Here is a 16,672-nt window from a genome sequence, read left to right as displayed (position 1 = left end):
AGTATGGTCCATTTCTTCTACAATAGGAGCTTATTTGTTTTTCGGATATAATTTTAGTCACTTTTACATATTTTGTAAGTCGTGCAACGCTAGTGGGACAGTCCCCCGCTGCTTTAGTGTGGTGAAGGTTTTGTGGATCACCTCTGATCGAAGGAGGGGGTCCATTATTTTTGTTGTGAGTTATATTTCATCAAAAATCACCAAAATCAAACATTTTTCTACAATTAGGCATTTATGATTTTATTCATTTTTACATAAGTTAAAATAAGAGAAAAAAGAAGGCAGGTGACGGAGCGATGGATAAGAAGAAGGTCATCATAGTCGGTGGCGGGATTACAGGATTGTCTGCCGCTTATTACTTACAAAAAGAAGCTCAACAGAAATCGTTACCGATTGAGATCAAATTAATCGAGGCAGCTAATCGTCTTGGCGGCGTAATTGAAACCGTTAAGAAGGATGGGTTTGTCATTGAAAAAGGGCCAGATTCGATCATTGCCCGAAAGACAGCGGGCATAAATTTAATTGAAGAGCTTGGTCTTAAGGATAAAGTCATTTCAAATATAGCGGGTAAATCATATATTCTCGTTAATGGTAAATTACATACTATGCCAGAGGGCTCGTTTATGGGGATTCCGACTAAGGTTACTCCATTTGCTTTCTCAGGTTTATTTTCTCCGTTAGGGAAACTACGCGCAGCTGCTGATTTCGTCCTTCCAAAAGGGAAACCACAGGACGATCAATCCATTGGGGCGTTTTTCAGACGAAGACTAGGAAATGAAGTAGTTGAGAACTTGATTGAGCCTTTATTGGCAGGGATTTATGCTGGGGATATTGATAAGTTAAGCCTTATGTCTTTATTCCCGAATTTTTATCAAATCGAGCAAGAACATCGCAGTCTTGTCTTTGGTTTGAAAAAGACGATGCCTGAACCACCGAAGCCATCTGGGGCAGCGAAGAAACAACCAGCCCGAAAAGGAATGTTTATCTCCCTTTCAACCGGTCTCGAAGAGATTGTCGTTGAACTTGAAAAACGTTTAGCCGGTTCGGTGCTAAAAGGGACAGCCGTTAACAAAGTAACCCGAACAGAAAATGGCTATGATGTAACATTGTCCAACGGAACGGTTGAAAAAGCGGATAGTGTGATCATTACAACGGATCACTTCCATGCCCAGCAAATGCTTTCTGACTATTCCTTTATGGATTCGTTTAAGGAGATGCCATCCACTTCGGTTGCTAACGTGGCTATGGCTTTCCCGAAATCAGCGATTAAGCAGGATATTGACGGTTCTGGGTTCGTTGTATCACGAAACAGTGATTTCCGAATTACGGCTTGTACATGGACACATAAAAAATGGCCAGGCTCTACTCCTGAAGGGATGGCGCTGTTACGCTGCTATGTTGGAAAACCGAATGATCAAGAAGCGGTCAATTTATCTGATGATGAAATTATTAAAATCGTTCTGAACGATTTAAACAAAACAATGAATATTACCGATAAACCGTTGTTCCATGTTGTAACCAGATGGAAAAAATCGATGCCACAATATACAGTAGGGCATAAGGAGAGAATCGCACAGGTAAAAGCGGGACTTAGTTCTGAGTTACCAGGTGTCTATTTAGCTGGAGGGTCATTTGAAGGCTTGGGAATACCAGATTGTATTAGCCAAGGAATAGGCGCTATGAAAAAGGTGTTAGATTTCTTAGAAAAATAAAAGTAAGATGAAGCAGCTTTGCTATTTTGAAGCTGCTTTTTCTATTGGAGAAGAAAACCGGCTCTATAAAAAACACAAATTCGCCTTTAGTATGATAAAATGTAGGCAGGGAAAAATATTGACGATGCCTTCACAGTTGACTTCAAATTACTTGGCGGTGGTCCTAATGATTGGCTGCTTGTGTATTCATGGGTTTACAGGTGCTCCGTTTGAATTAGCACCTCTTGTTCAATTTTTAGAGGAACGAACAGAGTGGCGCTTTGCTGTGCCGACTTTGCCAGGTCATGGTGAAAGTTTGGATTTAAAGGGTGTTCGTTATAAGGATTGGATTGACCATGCTGAACACGCATTGAATCGTCTAATGAAAACATGTGATACGATTTACGTAATCGGATTTTCAATGGGTGGACTCATTGCAAGTTATTTGGCTACGCGATATCCGGTTCATAAACTGGTTTTATTAAGTGCGGCTGCTTATTATGTGAATCCGAAGCAGTTAGCCGTAGATATAAAGGAAATGGTGTTGGATTCATTTAAGGGGAATATAGGAAATAATGAGCTTTTTATTCGTTATAAAAGGAAAATGAAAGAAACGCCTATTAGTGCAACGTTGCAATTCCGGGGCTTAGTATCGAAGGTGAGACCGATATTAGGCGAGATCTCTATCCCTACTTTTATTGCCCAAGGAGAGTGTGATGGAATTGTCCCGCCGAAAAGTGCCCGTTTTTTATATAATCAAATTGGGGCGGAGCAAAAAAAGCTAATTTATTTCCAAAATTCAAAGCATTTAATTTGCCACTGTGAAGAGCGAGAACAGCTTTTTGCAGAAGTGCTTGATTTTTTACAGCAATGATTTTAGCTGCTGAGGGTTAACAATATAAGTGTGTTACTTGAGTTATTTGAAAAAAGAAATTGCAAGTTTATGTTTGATTTATCCATTTTCAGGCAAAAATCTTCTGCAATATCCTTAATAAAACCGTTAGGTTGCAAGTCCAATTAATTGCATTCAGGGCGTTAAAATGGTAAGATTAACATCAAAGTACAAGGGCAAACATTGCTAACAACTAGACATGCTCCTATCGGAGAATGTCTTTTTTTGAGAACAACATTTCACTACATTAATTATCACAATACATAATAATACATAGCTTAAAAATAATTCTTGGTTAATGTAATAAAAGGAGATTGAAAAAATTGACTATGTTTCAGGATTTGGGCCTTAGCCCGGCAATGATGAAATCGATAAAGAAAATGGGTTTTGAGGAAGCTACACCGATTCAAGCACAAACCATCCCGTTAAGTTTGGCAAACAAGGATTTAATTGGTCAAGCCCAAACTGGTACAGGAAAAACGGCTGCTTTCGGAATTCCGCTAATTGAAAAAATCGATAAGGAAGTTGATTTTATTCAAGGAATCGTTGTCGCTCCAACCCGTGAGCTTGCGATTCAAGTATCGGAAGAATTATATAAGATTGGCTACGGAAAAAGAATCCGCGTCCTTCCTATCTATGGTGGTCAAGATATTAACCGTCAAATCCGTTCTTTAAAGAAAAACCCGCATATTATTGTGGGAACACCTGGACGGCTTTTGGACCACATTAATCGAAAAACTCTTCGTTTGGACCATGTTCATACAGCTATTCTTGATGAAGCCGATGAAATGCTAAACATGGGCTTTATTGAAGATATTGAAGCGATTTTAGCGCAAATTCCGACTGAGCGACAAACGCTCTTATTCTCGGCAACCATGCCGGGTCCTATTCAAAAGATAGCCGAAACATTCATGAAAGATCCGCAAGTCGTTCGGGTCAAAGCAAAGGAAGTAACCGTTTCATCTGTTGAACAATTCTATGTGGAAGTTCAAGAGAGAAACAAGTTTGATGTACTTACGAGACTTCTGGATATTCAATCGCCTGAACTGGCTATTGTCTTCGGTAGAACAAAGCGCCGGGTTGATGAATTGTCCGAGGCCCTTAACTTGAGAGGGTATATGGCAGAGGGAATTCACGGTGATTTAAGTCAGGCAAAACGTCTTTCTGTTTTAAAGAAATTTAAAGAGGGCAACATTGATGTACTCGTTGCTACAGATGTGGCAGCCCGAGGCTTGGATATTTCAGGGGTTACTCATGTTTATAATTTTGATATCCCACAAGATCCTGAAAGTTATGTACACCGGATCGGTCGAACTGGACGTGCCGGAAAGACTGGCGTGGCAATGACCTTTGTTACACACCGCGAAAAATCATATTTAAGTGTGGTTGAAAGAACAACAAAGCGCCGCATGGAGAAAATGGTTCCGCCAACTTTAGACCAAGCGCTTGAAGGTCAACAAAAGGCTGTTGTTGAGAAGATTCTACAGACGATCGAAGCGAATAATTTGCAATATTATAAGCAGGCTGCGGACGAATTACTTGATCAGCAGGACGCAAGTACGGTTGTAGCTGCCGTATTAAAAATGTTAACCAAAGAGCCGGATACGACTCCTGTTCAACTGACTGAGGAATCACCACTTCCAGTTAAGCGCGATCGAAAACCGTTTGATCGGGACAATCGCCGCGGTGGTGAATATAACAGAAAAAAAGGTGCTACGAATCATCGTACCGGTGCAAAGCGGACTCATAATCGGGATTCAAAGCCATCAAAAACGTATCGTTAATCTAACCAATCCAGAGCTGTTGAGAAAAATCTCAACAGCCTTTTTCATTTTCCTAGCTTAGGGCATACTAGCCTAGTAGAAAGGGGGAAGTGGACGATGACGATCATCCGCCTTGGGTATGTTGCCATGAGTGTAGAATTACAAAATTGCTCACCCTCGCAAACGATGACCTTTAAGCAGTTTTCCGCTATTAAGGATCGTGAGGCCGCGATTCGCAAGCTCGAAAGAATCGCCATCTCTAATTTGGAAAATTGTTTGCGACTATTAAAGCATAATGTCGGAAATGATATTCATTTCTTTCGCTTCAGCTCCAAATTAATTCCGCTTGCCAATCATGAAGAATTATCGGATTGGAGCTATATGAAAGCGTTGAAAGAGCCATTAAAAGAATTAGCTGATTATATAAAGCTTCATCAACTCCGCGTTGATTTTCACCCCGACCACTTTGTGGTGTTGAACTCTCCAAAAGTTGAAATAGTAAATACCTCTATTCAAACATTGGCGATGCATGAAGCCTTGCTTAAAGGAATGGAGGTGGATCGGGAGCATCGCTGCGTTCTTCATATTGGTGGAGTCTACGATGATCGTGAGGCGGCGCTTGAACAGTTCATCCATAATTGGGGGTTCATCCCACAACGTTTGCAAAAAATGATCATGCTGGAAAATGATGATACATCGTTTATGCTACAAGACACTCTCTATCTTTGTGAGAAGCTTGGGATTCCCTTAGTGTTTGATTACCACCATCATTTGGCACATCATGAAAATCCGCAGTGGGAAATGGAATGGGAGCGAATTTTGGGGACATGGCATCATTCGAAGCTGCCAATTAAAATGCATATTTCTAGTCCAAGGTCGAAGAAGGATTTTAGGGCCCATGCTGATTATGTCGACCTCGACATGTTTGTAACCTTTTTACAATCCATTAAAGGGTCGACCCCGGAGCTTCACTGTATGATTGAAGCAAAACAAAAGGATGCAGCCTTGTTCCACTTGTCTAATCAGCTAAGTGAATTAGATTTTGTCGAGCAAATCGATCAATCAAGCTTTCGAATAAAATAATGCATATATGTATTATATTCCCTCCCTCCTGTATACTTAGAAAAGACAAGGATTCAGGAGGAATTTTTTTATGTTGATGGAACCGCAGTCAAGAATATCCTCAAAAGCCCTTAAGGCGTGGAGGATTCATGCAATTATAAATAGCCTCTTTTTTATTGTGGTTTGCGGAGTAGGAGTGACCATGTCGCTTATCTTCGAATGGGCTAACTGGATTAGGGTATTAATCGCCTTTGTTGCAATTGGATATACATATGTTTTTATCGTGGTGATGCCAAAGTTACGCTGGAGAACGTGGCGCTATGAAGTGCGTGATACGGAAATTGAGCTCCAGCATGGGGTTATTTTTACAAAAAGAACGCTCATACCGATGATTCGTGTTCAGCATGTTGATACAAAGCAAGGTCCTATTTATAAAAAATACAACTTAGCAACGGTTGAAATCTCCACAGCTGCAACGATTCATGAAATACCAGCTTTAGACCTCGTGGAAGCAGAGCGCCTCCGTTTATATATAGGAAAACTAACAAGGGTGGCTGATGAGGATGTCTGAGCCAAAACGACTTCATCCGATTGCGGTCATTTCAAACGCGTTAAAACTATTGAAGGAGATGATTTTCCCTATTCTTGCCGCTACTGTTTTTGGTGGGAGGGGAGCTGATTGGGGCAATCTTCTCTTCCCTATTGGGGCGGTTATTTTTGCGCTAATTAGCGGAATTTTATCCTGGCTTCGGTTTTCCTATCGATTGGAAGAAAATGAATTACGGATTGAGTCTGGTGTGTTTGTTCGAAAAAAACGGTACATTCCGTTTGAAAGAATCCAGAGCGTTAATCAATCAGAAGGAATTTTTCAGCGTCCCTTTGGTTTAGTTAAGTTAAAAATCGAAACGGCTGCCGGTGGTAAAGATGAGACAGAAGCAGATCTAACGGCAATAACGAAGGCGGAGGCCGATTTCATCCGGGCAATGGTTGCTGAAGGGAAGGGGAATCCGGCGACATTACCGGAATCGTGTACTCCTGAAAAACAGGTTATTTACAAAATATCCACCCAAGAGCTGTTTCTATTAGCATTAACCTCAGGTGGGGTGGGCGTCATTCTATCCGCAATTTTTGCCTTTTTTGCGCAGTTCGATGAGTTGCTTCCGTTTGAACGAATCTTCGATCAGTTTGAGAGTTTTATTTCAAGTGGCATTTTATTAGTTGGTTTGGCCTTGTTGACAGTTTTTGTTTTTGTCTGGTTGTTAGCCCTTGGAAGCATCATGTTAAAATATGCACGATTTACGGTTACAAAAACAAAAGATGATTTGGTGATTTCAAAAGGACTGATTGAAAAACGGCAAATAACCGTTCCTTTAAACCGAATTCAAGCGATTCGAATTTCACAAAATCTACTTAGGCAGCCGCTTGGCTATGCGACTGTTTTTTTAGAAAATGCCGGAGGAGCTGCAGAGGATGGCAACACGGGGAAAATTATCCTGCTCCCTTTAGTGAAAAAGAAGGATGTTGAAGGAATCCTTGGTAAGTGGGTGCCGGAATATCAACTTGCCCCAACATTACAAGCCATTCCTAACCATGCTTTAAGGAGATATTTCTTTAGAGGTTGGCTCGTGCTGATTCCTTTGATAGCTCTTTCCTTACTGTTTCTAAGACCATGGGGATGGTTAGCACTCATGTTGATTGGCCCGGTTTTATACTGGCAATATTTGTCCTTTAGAGATTCCGGGTGGAGCATTTTTGGAGACCAACTGACGTTGCAATATCGTGATATAAGTAAGCATATTGTTTTTATGAAAAAAAGGAAGATCCAAGCGGTCGGAACGAATGAAAGCTTTTTTCAAACAAAAAAACAGCTTTCAACTATTCAGGCATCGGTTAAATCCGGAGGTGGCGGAGCAGGTGGCCGAGTCGTCGATATCGGACGTAAGGATGCAGTGCAGATTTTACAGTGGTTTTCCTATGATAAAACAAACTGAAAAAACTATCCGTATGGATAGTTTTTTGTACAGGTTGTTCACTTAGGATAATAGGCAATAGCCCCAATTACAAGCCCGGAAATAAGCCCGAAAATATGGGCGGCAACATTTACATTTGGCTGCAGGAAGGTCATAATCAATCCAATAGCCGTAATCGTCAAGACGATTTGTGAATTTTGGCGAGACATCATGTGTTTTTTTAAGTAAATGATGGCAATATAAAAACCAAATAACGCGAAAATAGCACCACTCGAGCCTACATGAGTATAGGTTAATGGATTAACGAGATAGGTTCCAACATTGGCTAGGATGCCCCCTGTTAAATAAAGTAGAAAATACTTGGTTTTTCCTAACATTTTTTCTAATGGCGGTCCAAATAACACGAGTGAAAAGCTGTTAAATAACATATGGGCAAATCCACTATGCAAAAAGATCGGAGTAACGAAACGCCAAAGCTCTCCTTCGGCAATATATAAGTTTACTCCAGCCAACAATTCAAAAATCGATCGTGTCGGGAAAAATGGGAACAGTGTAACTAGATAAAGGAAAAGGTGCACAAATATAATAGCCGTGACGATTGGATAAAACCGGATAAATTGTTGAAAGCTTTCCGTTCTTGAAAACATAGGCTGCCCCCTGTTAGCATATATTGGGTTTCTTTTAATATATCATTTTTTACATATTTGATGATTTTCACACGCTCGTACCATATTGTATGATGAATAAATTTTATATAGAAGGAAGTGAAAAAATGATTCAAGGTATTGGGATTGATATCGTAGAACTAAAGCGGATGAAAGAGTTAATGGAGCGGCAGAAAAAAATCCTTGATCGAGTGTTAACTCCCTTTGAAAGAGACGCCTTTGAAACATTATCAGAAAAGAGAAAGGTTGAATTCCTTGCTGGACGGTTTGCTGCAAAAGAAGCATTTTCAAAAGCATTTGGTTCAGGGATAGGGAAGGATCTTTCTTTTCTTGATATTGAAATACATAAAAATGATAAGGGAAAGCCATTTATTTTGAAACCTTTATCTGAAGGCGTTCATTTGTCTATTTCCCATAGTGAACAATATGCTGTTGCTCAAGTTGTAATCGAAAAAACCGGGAAATAAGTTATGCTTGTCACCTCATTGGTATATTCCTTAAGGTTGTCTCATATATTCATAGTGCGATAGGGGAGACAAGGCTAGGCGGCGGGAACATTGACGTAAAAATAGTCACAATGATACGTCATTGTCTAATTCTTAGCTTGCTCTCTATTTCTACGAGAATGAGACTAAAAGGGGTTGAAGAAATGAGGAAAAGCTGGTTATTGCTTCTCGCCGGACTCATGATGGTTCTTGTATTGGCCGCCTGTGGTACGAAAACACAGGAAGATGTGGTGAAAGAATTAGATGGAAAACTAGGGAAATTAACCTCCTATAAAGCAGATGCGAAAATGACGCTGCAAATGGGAACGGAGCCACAAACCTATGATGTGCAAATTTGGCATAAGGATCCTTCCTTTTATCGAGTCAACTTAAAAAATGCCAAAAAGGATCAAAGCCAAATGATTCTTCGTAACGATGAAGGGGTTTTTGTCCTAACGCCGGCCCTTAACAAAAGCTTCCGATTCCAAAGTAATTGGCCGCAAAACAGCAGCCAAGCCTATTTATATGAATCGTTAATCAAGGATATTATTGAGGATAAGCAAGCCAAATTTAAAGCAACGAAAGAGCATTTTGTTTTTGAAACGAAAACACGTTATCAAAACAACAAAATGCTTCCGCTTCAAGAAATTACGATCAGCAAAAAAGATTTAGCGCCAGTAAGTGTGAAAGTGATGGATTCAGACCGAAATGCTTTAGTGACAGTTGAATTTACCTCAGTAAAATTCGATGCAAGCTTTGATAAAAAGGATTTTGATATGCAAAAGAACATGACTGGTGCCCAATTAGAGGTTCCGGTAATGGGCAATGTAAAGGAAAAATCTTTTTCGGTGAAATATCCACAAGAAGAGCTTCCTGGAGTGAGCCTGGTCAGTGAAAAGGAAATGAAAACTGATAACGGGAAACGGGTTGTGTTAACCTTTGACGGAGAAAAATCCTTTACACTTGTTCAGGAAAAAGCCGAAATCATGCCGGCCACCGCATCGTCCGCGGCGGTAATAGGTGAACCAGTTGATTTAGGATTTACAATCGGTGCTTTATCGGATAATCGAATTACCTGGACCTATCAAGGTGTTGACTTCTCGCTATCCTCTAAAGATCTTACTCGTGATGAAATGGCGATGGTGGCCCGCTCAGTTCAAGGGGACGCAGTGAAATAAAGGCAATCACAGAACAGGCTCGATACATCCGGGCCTGTTTTTTTCATCGAGAACATTAAATTCAATTGACAATAAAAGTATGGAGTTTGATAATCAACAATAGAACAATTTAATGCGCTGAAGCGCTGGGGGACTGTCCCCCGTCACTGTAAAGCGGTACATTGAAGGATTAGGAAGTGGATGTAGTGGAAGAGCAAGGATTCTTTTACCGGGATACTTGGGCTGAAATTGATTTAGACCGGGTTTCGGCCAATATAACAGGGTTAAAAGAGCTTTTACCTAATGATGTGGAAATTATTGCGGTTGTTAAAGCGAATGCTTATGGTCATGGAGATGTTCAAATTTCCAATACAGCTTTAATGGCTGGAGCAACCTATTTAGCGGTGGCCTTTTTAGACGAGGCCCTTTCATTAAGGAAAAAGGGAATTACTGCTCCAATCCTTGTTTTAGGAGCAAGCAGACCTCAAGATGTTAGTATCGCATCAAATCACGAAGTAACCTTAACGGTATATCGCACCGATTGGCTCACAGAAGCCTTAACCCATTTGGGAAAAGAACAAACGTTAAAGCTTCATGTGAAACTTGATACAGGTATGGGCCGGATTGGAATTCGTGATAAGCAGGAGCTTCAAACTTTAGAACAGCAAATTAACAAAGATGTAAGGGTAGAATTAGAAGGTGTATTTACTCATTTTGCGACTGCGGATGAATTGAATACAGATTATTATCAACAACAGTTTACCCGCTTTCAAGAAATGCTATCTTGGTTTAACAATCGTCCGAAACTCATCCATTCAAGCAATAGTGCTGCTTCATTAAGATTTAAGGAAGCAGGCTTTAATGCAGTGCGAATGGGGATTGTTATGTATGGATTGACTCCGTCTATCGAAATGGAACCAGAGCTTCCATTCCCATTACAAGAATCCTTTTCTTTACACTCCCGTTTAGTTCATGTAAAAAAGCTTCAAAAGGGAGAAAAAATTAGCTACGGCGCCACTTATGAAGCACAAGCTGAGGAGTGGATTGGAACCATTCCGATCGGTTATGCCGATGGATGGATACGTAAGCTGCAAGGACAAGAAGTGTTAGTGAATGGGATAAGAGTTCCGATTGTTGGTCGAATCTGTATGGACCAATGCATGATCAAATTACCTTGCGAATTGCCGCTTGGAACAAAGGTTACGCTAATTGGAGAACAAAACGGAGAAGTAATCTCGGTTAATGAAATTGCAGAACGCACGGATACGATAAACTATGAAATAACCTGTATTATCTCCAATCGCGTTCCGCGTATTTATAAACAGCATGGAAAAATCGTAGATGTTTATAATGCGATTGCAGATTAAAAAGAAATCATTTAGGTAATAACTAAAGGCATGCATAAGAAATAGTTTCCTTGGATGAATATCCATGAGAATACGAATTGCCTTTGCATTCTGAATAAATAATGGTAATATAGATAACGGATAGAGATAAAATGGTGTGTAGTGATGGTGGAGGTGTATGTTTGTGTCTGAATCCAGCGCAACAACTGAGATTTTGGTAAAATTACCGCAACATCTTTTAACCGAGTTGGATGGTTTTGTAAAACAGGAAAACGTTAATCGTAGTGAATTTATTTATCAAGCAACGAAAATGTATCTTCGCGAACGGAAAAAAAGGCAGATTCGTGAGTCGATGAGACGTGGCTATATGGAAATGGCCAAAATTAATCTAACAATTGCTTCGGAAGCGTTTCAAGCAGAATATGAGGCAGAGCACACAGTAGAACGCCTAGTAAGCGGAGGGTAATCTCTTGATTGTGAAACGTGGTGACGTTTATTTTGCAGACCTATCCCCAGTTGTTGGTTCAGAACAAGGCGGCGTTCGTCCGGTGCTTGTCATTCAAAACGACATCGGGAATCGGTTTAGTCCCACAGTCATTGTTGCAGCAATTACCGCTCAAATTCAAAAAGCAAAGCTGCCTACTCATGTTGAGATTGATGCGAAGCGTTACGGTTTCGAACGAGACTCGGTCATATTATTAGAACAAATTCGGACAATTGATAAACAACGCTTGACCGACAAAATCACTCATCTTGATGATGAAATGATGGATAAAGTGGATGATGCCTTGCAAGTAAGCTTAGGACTCATCGAATTTTAAGAAAACTTTTCACTGCATTAATAATTTTTTCTGTCATGTTTTAAAATTTTTAAGTAGGTTCATTAAGAAACGGCGAACGGACGTTTGTCGGTTTCTTTTACATATTTCAGATTACTTAGGCAAGCCTTATTAGGGGCTTGCCTTTTATGCTTCATAAATCAACTGATCACATCCTTTGGCGGCGGTCAGCGAAGCTGTTGTCTGCTCATCCATATGCAAATAATTGATGGGTAGACAACCTGTGCAATTACATATGTATATTTGTTACAATAATTTATAGGAAATTCGAGAGTTGGAGGGCAAACGATTGGAACAAACCATTGATAAACAAGAAAAATATTTAAAACAAATCTCCACCGAGCAGTCATTAAAAGTGACCCAAGTCCGCAGTGTCATCAATCTTTTTAATGAAGGTAATACTGTCCCGTTTATGGCTCGTTATCGAAAAGAAATGACAGGTGCATTAGATGAGGTACAAATTCGCGATATTATCGAACGCTGGCAATACATACAAAACTTAGAACAACGAAAAAGTGAAGTGATCCGCATCATTGATGAGCAAGGAAAACTCACTCCAGAACTGCAAGGCCAGATCGAACATGCCGTAAAACTCCAAGAGGTAGAAGATTTATACCGGCCTTATAAGCAAAAACGTCGCACAAAAGCAACGGTTGCCAAAGAAAAAGGATTAGAACCACTTGCTGAATGGCTCATGACTCTTCCGAAAACGGGTTCACCAGAGGAGAAGGCTAAAGAATTCCTTTCAGAAGAAAAAGAGGTTTTAACGATTGAAGATGCCTTGGCCGGTGCAAAAGATATAATTGCAGAGTGGGTATCCGATGATGCGGAAAGTCGAAAATGGATCCGCCATGATACATTTAAAAATGGAATGGTTGAAGCGTCAGTTAAAGACAAGGATAAAGACGAAAAAAATGTGTATGAAATGTACTATCAATACGAAGAACCTGTTAGTAAAATAGTTCCGCATCGCGTTCTTGCTTTAAACCGCGGTGAAAAAGAGGAAATTCTCCGTGTTGTAATTAAGCCTAACAGTGATTCAGCACTGAACTATTTAATCAAAAAGTGGATTAAGGAATCCGGCTCGGTTGCTGTACACCTTGTAAGAGAAGCAATCGAGGACGGCTATAAGCGGCTAATTCAACCATCGATTGAGCGCGAAATACGAAACGAGCTTACCGAAAAAGCGGAGGAGCAGGCGATTCATATTTTCTCAGAAAACCTTCGCAATCTCTTATTGCAACCGCCATTGAAGGGGAAAATAGTGCTAGGGGTGGATCCGGCATATCGAACGGGCTGTAAGCTCTCTGTCGTCGATGAAACGGGTAAAGTGTTAGCCATCGATGTCATTTATCCACATCCGCCGGTTTCAAAACAAAAGGAAGCCCGCGAAAAAATGAAGTCCATCCTAAAGACATATAAGGTGGAAATGGTGGCAATCGGAAATGGAACCGCATCTCGTGAAACGGAGCAATTTGTCGCGGACATTCTTAAAGAATTAGCTGATGAAATCTTCTATATAATTGTTAATGAAGCAGGGGCAAGTGTTTATTCAGCTTCCGATTTGGCCAGAGAGGAATTTCCTGATTTTAAGGTTGAGGAAAGAAGTGCTGTTTCAATCGCGCGCCGTCTGCAGGACCCATTAGCTGAATTAGTTAAAATAGATCCAAAATCCGTTGGGGTTGGACAGTATCAACACGACGTATCACAAAAGAGATTGTCTGAGTCGCTGACATTTGTGGTAGAAACTGCCGTTAACCAAGTAGGGGTAAATGTTAATACTGCATCTTCTTCCCTGCTCCAATATGTCGCGGGTCTTTCAAAATCAGTGGCTAATAATATCATTAAGAAGCGGGAAGAAGAAGGGAAGTTTTCCAATCGAAATCAATTAAAAAAGATTCCAAGGCTTGGGGCTAAAACATACGAGCAGGCAATTGGATTTTTGAGAGTTGTTGATGGAGAGGAACCACTTGACCGCACAGGGATTCACCCAGAAAGCTATAAGGAAGTTAAATTATTACTCTCTAATTTGGGCTTTCATTCAAAGGATTTAGGCAGCGATGAATTGAAATCGGCCTTATCGAATCTAGATATTAAAGCTACCGCTGAACAGCTTCAAATTGGTGAATTAACGCTTAAAGATATTGTCGATGCGTTAATGAGACCGGAGCGAGATCCTCGCGATGAGCTTCCAAAACCGCTTTTGAAAAAAGAAGTTCTCCAGTTGGAGGATCTGCAAAGTGGAATGGAGCTTCAAGGGACAGTCCGCAATGTGGTTGATTTTGGAGCATTTGTTGATATCGGCGTAAAGCAGGACGGATTGGTCCACATCTCCAAGCTTAGTAACCGTTTTGTTAAACATCCGTTAGATATCGTTTCTGTCGGTGATGTTGTCACCGTTTGGGTTGATGGAGTAGATGTAAAAAAAGGCAGAGTATCATTAACCATGCTGCCACCAACTCAATAGTTCAATATGAAAAGACACTGCTTCTAAGGGCAGTGTTTTTTTCTGTATAAAAACCAGCATTGGTTTAATAATTTAATTTGATAACGATTTTTTTCGTAAAAAGCCCTCTGCATTTGTTTTTGGAACCAGGTCGGCATAAACACACCCTCCCGAAATGTATTTCTTCAAAATAATATATGCTATAATAATTTGTCCCGTTCAGTAGAAGGAGGGTGGATTCCTTGGATAATAAGAAACTTCAAGAATTAGTTGAAGAAATATCAATTACATTCTTTCAAAGGCCATTCAGGCATCAAGCATACTTTAACCCTAGACTCCGCTCCACTGGTGGGCGATACCTTCTTTCCAATCATAATATTGAAATAAACAAGAGATACTTTGAACTATTCGGAGAAAAAGAACTGATTGGAATAATAAAACACGAATTATGCCACTACCATCTGCACCTAGAGGGAAAAGGATATCAACATCGAGATGCTGACTTTAAGTATTTGTTAAAGGAAGTAGGGGCGCCACGCTTTTGTACACCATTACCGGATTCAAAGAAACGTAAAGCTTCTAAAAGAATTTTGGTTTACATTTGTGGTGATTGTTCGCAAGTTTATAAACGGAAAAGAGCTATAAATACAGCAAAATACGTTTGTGGAAAATGCCGAGGAAAATTAATTAAAGTTAAAGAGTTGACAGAAGGTTAATCACGTGATAAATTTATATACCGTGACTGCTTAGTTTGCAGTTGAAAAGTCGTTAAAATTTAAGGTTGACAATTGAAAGAAGAGTTTTTATAATAAGAAAAGTCGATAAGATATTATGACTTTTCGGCAGTGAAAATTAGTTTCCTAATATTACTGTTCCGCAGTAGCTCAGTGGTAGAGCAATCGGCTGTTAACCGATCGGTCGTAGGTTCGAGTCCTACCTGCGGAGCCATTTGTTTGGGGAAGTACTCAAGAGGCTGAAGAGGCGCCCCTGCTAAGGGTGTAGGTCGGGTAACCGGCGCGAGGGTTCAAATCCCTCCTTCTCCGCCAGTTTATATATAGGCCCCTTGGTCAAGCGGTTAAGACACCGCCCTTTCACGGCGGTAACACGGGTTCGAATCCCGTAGGGGTCACTTTCAATTAAATGGTCCGGTAGTTCAGTTGGTTAGAATGCCTGCCTGTCACGCAGGAGGTCGCGGGTTCGAGTCCCGTCCGGACCGCCATTTTATTTTAATAATTATTGGGCTATAGCCAAGCGGTAAGGCAACGGACTTTGACTCCGTCATTCGTAGGTTCGATCCCTGCTAGCCCAGCCATTTTTTGAGCCATTAGCTCAGTCGGTAGAGCATCTGACTTTTAATCAGAGGGTCGAAGGTTCGAGTCCTTCATGGCTCACCATCTTTTAATAGAATATTGCGGGTGTGGCGGAATTGGCAGACGCACTAGACTTAGGATCTAGCGCCGCAAGGCGTGGGGGTTCGACTCCCTTCACCCGCACCATTCATTACCAGTTGTTTTACAACTGAAATGGTGGTAAGATAAATTTTGTCGCTGTTAAACGCGGTCGTGGCGGAATGGCAGACGCGCTAGGTTGAGGGCCTAGTGGGGGCAACCCCGTGGAGGTTCAAGTCCTCTCGGCCGCACCAAAAAAACTGTTGACACAGACAGTCAGGTTTGATATAATAATTAAGCTGTCAATTAAAAAATGCGCCCGTAGCTCAATTGGATAGAGCGTCTGACTACGGATCAGAAGGTTATGGGTTCGACTCCTTTCGGGCGCGCCATTATATCGGGAAGTAGCTCAGCTTGGTAGAGCACTTGGTTTGGGACCAAGGGGTCGCAGGTTCGAATCCTGTCTTCCCGACCATTACATTTATTATATATGCGGGTGTAGTTTAGTGGTAAAACCACAGCCTTCCAAGCTGTTGTTGTGGGTTCGATTCCCATCACCCGCTCCAATATTGCTCTTTGAAAACTAAACAAACAAACGTCAACAATAATATTTTATAGTGTGATTGACTTCGGTCGAGAAACACTAGCCAACGTAACTTTATGAGCTAAATCAACTTTCTTGGAGAGTTTGATCCTGGCTCAGGACGAACGCTGGCGGCGTGCCTAATACATGCAAGCCGAGCGGGTTGATGGGAGCTTGCTCCCTGATATCAGCGGCGGACGGGTGAGTAACACGTGGGCAACCTGCCTGTAAGACTGGGATAACTTCGGGAAACCGGAGCTAATACCGGATAATCCTTTCCCTCTCATGAGGGAAAGCTGAAAGACGGTTTCGGCTGTCACTTACAGATGGGCCCGCGGCGCATTAGCTAGTTGGTGAGGTAACGGCTCACCAAGGCGACGATGCG

At 41.0% G+C, this 16,672-nt stretch carries 15 protein-coding genes, 11 tRNA genes and 1 rRNA gene; 25 read left to right on the top strand and 2 right to left on the bottom strand.

Translation table 11 applies throughout. The features are described 5' to 3' along the window. Positions 1 to 296: 296 nt before the first annotated feature. From hemY to ACI48O_RS19675, 6 genes are all read left to right on the top strand, one after another. Positions 297 to 1,712, top strand: coding sequence for a protoporphyrinogen oxidase (gene hemY / locus ACI48O_RS19700; RefSeq protein ID WP_435563546.1), 1,416 nt, complete (start codon positions 297 to 299; stop codon positions 1,710 to 1,712). A gap of 166 nt (positions 1,713 to 1,878) precedes the next feature. Next, the gene (locus ACI48O_RS19695) at positions 1,879 to 2,565 is read left to right on the top strand and encodes an alpha/beta hydrolase (RefSeq protein ID WP_435563593.1); all 687 of its coding nucleotides are present in this window, start codon (positions 1,879 to 1,881) and stop codon (positions 2,563 to 2,565) included. 347 nt (positions 2,566 to 2,912) lie between these two features. Continuing rightward, the gene (gene cshA, locus ACI48O_RS19690) at positions 2,913 to 4,367 is read left to right on the top strand and encodes a degradosome RNA helicase CshA (RefSeq protein WP_435563592.1); all 1,455 of its coding nucleotides are present in this window, start codon (positions 2,913 to 2,915) and stop codon (positions 4,365 to 4,367) included. A gap of 96 nt (positions 4,368 to 4,463) precedes the next feature. After that, complete coding sequence (gene uvsE, locus ACI48O_RS19685; RefSeq protein WP_435563545.1) at positions 4,464 to 5,429, top strand: UV DNA damage repair endonuclease UvsE; 966 nt, start codon at positions 4,464 to 4,466, stop codon at positions 5,427 to 5,429. A gap of 70 nt (positions 5,430 to 5,499) precedes the next feature. Further along, positions 5,500 to 5,979 (top strand): PH domain-containing protein, encoded by a 480-nt coding sequence (locus ACI48O_RS19680; RefSeq protein WP_435563544.1) that lies wholly within the window; start codon positions 5,500 to 5,502, stop codon positions 5,977 to 5,979. Then, a complete protein-coding gene (locus tag ACI48O_RS19675) occupies positions 5,972 to 7,399 on the top strand; it encodes a PH domain-containing protein (protein WP_435563543.1) in 1,428 nt (475 codons plus the stop codon). Before ACI48O_RS19680 ends, ACI48O_RS19675 begins: the two co-directional genes overlap by 8 nt. Before the next feature lie 38 nt (positions 7,400 to 7,437). Here the strand turns inward: ACI48O_RS19675 and ACI48O_RS19670 are convergent, their stop codons facing one another. Further along, positions 7,438 to 8,025 carry a rhomboid family intramembrane serine protease gene (locus tag ACI48O_RS19670; RefSeq protein WP_435563542.1) on the bottom strand — a complete coding sequence of 196 codons (588 nt, stop codon included), beginning with the start codon at positions 8,023 to 8,025 and terminating at the stop codon, positions 7,438 to 7,440. 125 nt (positions 8,026 to 8,150) lie between these two features. Between ACI48O_RS19670 and acpS the strand changes: the two genes are divergently transcribed. From acpS to ACI48O_RS19640, 6 genes are all read left to right on the top strand, one after another. Beyond that, entirely contained in the window at positions 8,151 to 8,510 is a 360-nt protein-coding gene (acpS, locus tag ACI48O_RS19665; RefSeq protein ID WP_435563541.1) for a holo-ACP synthase, read from the top strand. A gap of 182 nt (positions 8,511 to 8,692) precedes the next feature. Further along, positions 8,693 to 9,706, top strand: coding sequence for a LolA family protein (locus ACI48O_RS19660; RefSeq protein WP_435563540.1), 1,014 nt, complete (start codon positions 8,693 to 8,695; stop codon positions 9,704 to 9,706). A 185-nt stretch (positions 9,707 to 9,891) separates the two neighbouring features. Continuing rightward, positions 9,892 to 11,052 carry an alanine racemase gene (alr, locus tag ACI48O_RS19655; protein ID WP_435563539.1) on the top strand — a complete coding sequence of 387 codons (1,161 nt, stop codon included), beginning with the start codon at positions 9,892 to 9,894 and terminating at the stop codon, positions 11,050 to 11,052. 163 nt (positions 11,053 to 11,215) lie between these two features. Beyond that, complete coding sequence (locus tag ACI48O_RS19650) at positions 11,216 to 11,497, top strand: CopG family ribbon-helix-helix protein (protein ID WP_435563538.1); 282 nt, start codon at positions 11,216 to 11,218, stop codon at positions 11,495 to 11,497. Positions 11,498 to 11,501: 4 nt separating this feature from the next. After that, on the top strand, positions 11,502 to 11,852 hold the full coding sequence (gene ndoA, locus ACI48O_RS19645) for a type II toxin-antitoxin system endoribonuclease NdoA (RefSeq protein ID WP_147535908.1): 351 nt from the start codon (positions 11,502 to 11,504) through the stop codon (positions 11,850 to 11,852). A 307-nt stretch (positions 11,853 to 12,159) separates the two neighbouring features. Then, positions 12,160 to 14,337 (top strand): Tex family protein, encoded by a 2,178-nt coding sequence (locus ACI48O_RS19640; RefSeq protein WP_435563537.1) that lies wholly within the window; start codon positions 12,160 to 12,162, stop codon positions 14,335 to 14,337. 23 nt (positions 14,338 to 14,360) lie between these two features. Here ACI48O_RS19640 and cmpA read toward each other — a convergent pair whose 3' ends face one another. Beyond that, entirely contained in the window at positions 14,361 to 14,474 is a 114-nt protein-coding gene (cmpA, locus tag ACI48O_RS19635) for a cortex morphogenetic protein CmpA (RefSeq protein WP_435563536.1), read from the bottom strand. A gap of 84 nt (positions 14,475 to 14,558) precedes the next feature. On the opposite strand from cmpA, the gene ACI48O_RS19630 reads away from it, so the two are divergent. From ACI48O_RS19630 to ACI48O_RS19570, 13 genes are all read left to right on the top strand, one after another. Continuing rightward, entirely contained in the window at positions 14,559 to 15,032 is a 474-nt protein-coding gene (locus ACI48O_RS19630; RefSeq protein ID WP_435563535.1) for a SprT family protein, read from the top strand. 157 nt (positions 15,033 to 15,189) lie between these two features. Then, a tRNA-Asn gene (locus tag ACI48O_RS19625) sits at positions 15,190 to 15,264 on the top strand. A 7-nt stretch (positions 15,265 to 15,271) separates the two neighbouring features. Next, a tRNA-Ser gene (locus ACI48O_RS19620) sits at positions 15,272 to 15,362 on the top strand. 11 nt (positions 15,363 to 15,373) lie between these two features. Continuing rightward, positions 15,374 to 15,445 (top strand) — tRNA-Glu (locus ACI48O_RS19615). A 13-nt stretch (positions 15,446 to 15,458) separates the two neighbouring features. Beyond that, positions 15,459 to 15,535 (top strand) — tRNA-Asp (locus ACI48O_RS19610). An 18-nt stretch (positions 15,536 to 15,553) separates the two neighbouring features. After that, a tRNA-Gln gene (locus tag ACI48O_RS19605) sits at positions 15,554 to 15,628 on the top strand. Between the two features lie 6 nt (positions 15,629 to 15,634). Next, positions 15,635 to 15,710, top strand: a tRNA-Lys gene (locus ACI48O_RS19600). Positions 15,711 to 15,727: 17 nt separating this feature from the next. Beyond that, positions 15,728 to 15,812 (top strand) — tRNA-Leu (locus ACI48O_RS19595). Positions 15,813 to 15,872: 60 nt separating this feature from the next. Continuing rightward, positions 15,873 to 15,958: transfer RNA gene (locus ACI48O_RS19590), tRNA-Leu, on the top strand. Positions 15,959 to 16,019: 61 nt separating this feature from the next. Further along, positions 16,020 to 16,096: transfer RNA gene (locus ACI48O_RS19585), tRNA-Arg, on the top strand. A 6-nt stretch (positions 16,097 to 16,102) separates the two neighbouring features. Then, positions 16,103 to 16,179, top strand: a tRNA-Pro gene (locus ACI48O_RS19580). Between the two features lie 17 nt (positions 16,180 to 16,196). Continuing rightward, positions 16,197 to 16,270, top strand: a tRNA-Gly gene (locus tag ACI48O_RS19575). Positions 16,271 to 16,380: 110 nt separating this feature from the next. After that, positions 16,381 to 16,672, top strand: a 16S ribosomal RNA gene (locus ACI48O_RS19570); the annotation flags it as partial.

It is taken from the genome of Neobacillus terrisolis (assembly GCF_051233475.1).
GTDB lineage: Bacteria > Bacillota > Bacilli > Bacillales > Cytobacillaceae > Bacillus_BU.
The sequence above is the reverse complement of the archived record's forward strand: the minus strand, read 5'-3'. Positions and strand labels throughout refer to the sequence as shown.

Coding starts and splice junctions, on each gene's coding strand:
- ACI48O_RS19695 (WP_435563593.1), top strand. CDS start 1,879: ATGATTGGCTGCTTGTGTATTCATGGGTTTACAGGTGCTCCGTTTGAA.
- ACI48O_RS19675 (WP_435563543.1), top strand. CDS start 5,972: ATGTCTGAGCCAAAACGACTTCATCCGATTGCGGTCATTTCAAACGCG.
- hemY (WP_435563546.1), top strand. CDS start 297: ATGGATAAGAAGAAGGTCATCATAGTCGGTGGCGGGATTACAGGATTG.
- ACI48O_RS19660 (WP_435563540.1), top strand. CDS start 8,693: ATGAGGAAAAGCTGGTTATTGCTTCTCGCCGGACTCATGATGGTTCTT.
- uvsE (WP_435563545.1), top strand. CDS start 4,464: ATGACGATCATCCGCCTTGGGTATGTTGCCATGAGTGTAGAATTACAA.
- ACI48O_RS19670 (WP_435563542.1), bottom strand. CDS start 8,025: ATGTTTTCAAGAACGGAAAGCTTTCAACAATTTATCCGGTTTTATCCA.
- cmpA (WP_435563536.1), bottom strand. CDS start 14,474: ATGCCGACCTGGTTCCAAAAACAAATGCAGAGGGCTTTTTACGAAAAA.
- ACI48O_RS19680 (WP_435563544.1), top strand. CDS start 5,500: ATGTTGATGGAACCGCAGTCAAGAATATCCTCAAAAGCCCTTAAGGCG.
- acpS (WP_435563541.1), top strand. CDS start 8,151: ATGATTCAAGGTATTGGGATTGATATCGTAGAACTAAAGCGGATGAAA.
- cshA (WP_435563592.1), top strand. CDS start 2,913: ATGTTTCAGGATTTGGGCCTTAGCCCGGCAATGATGAAATCGATAAAG.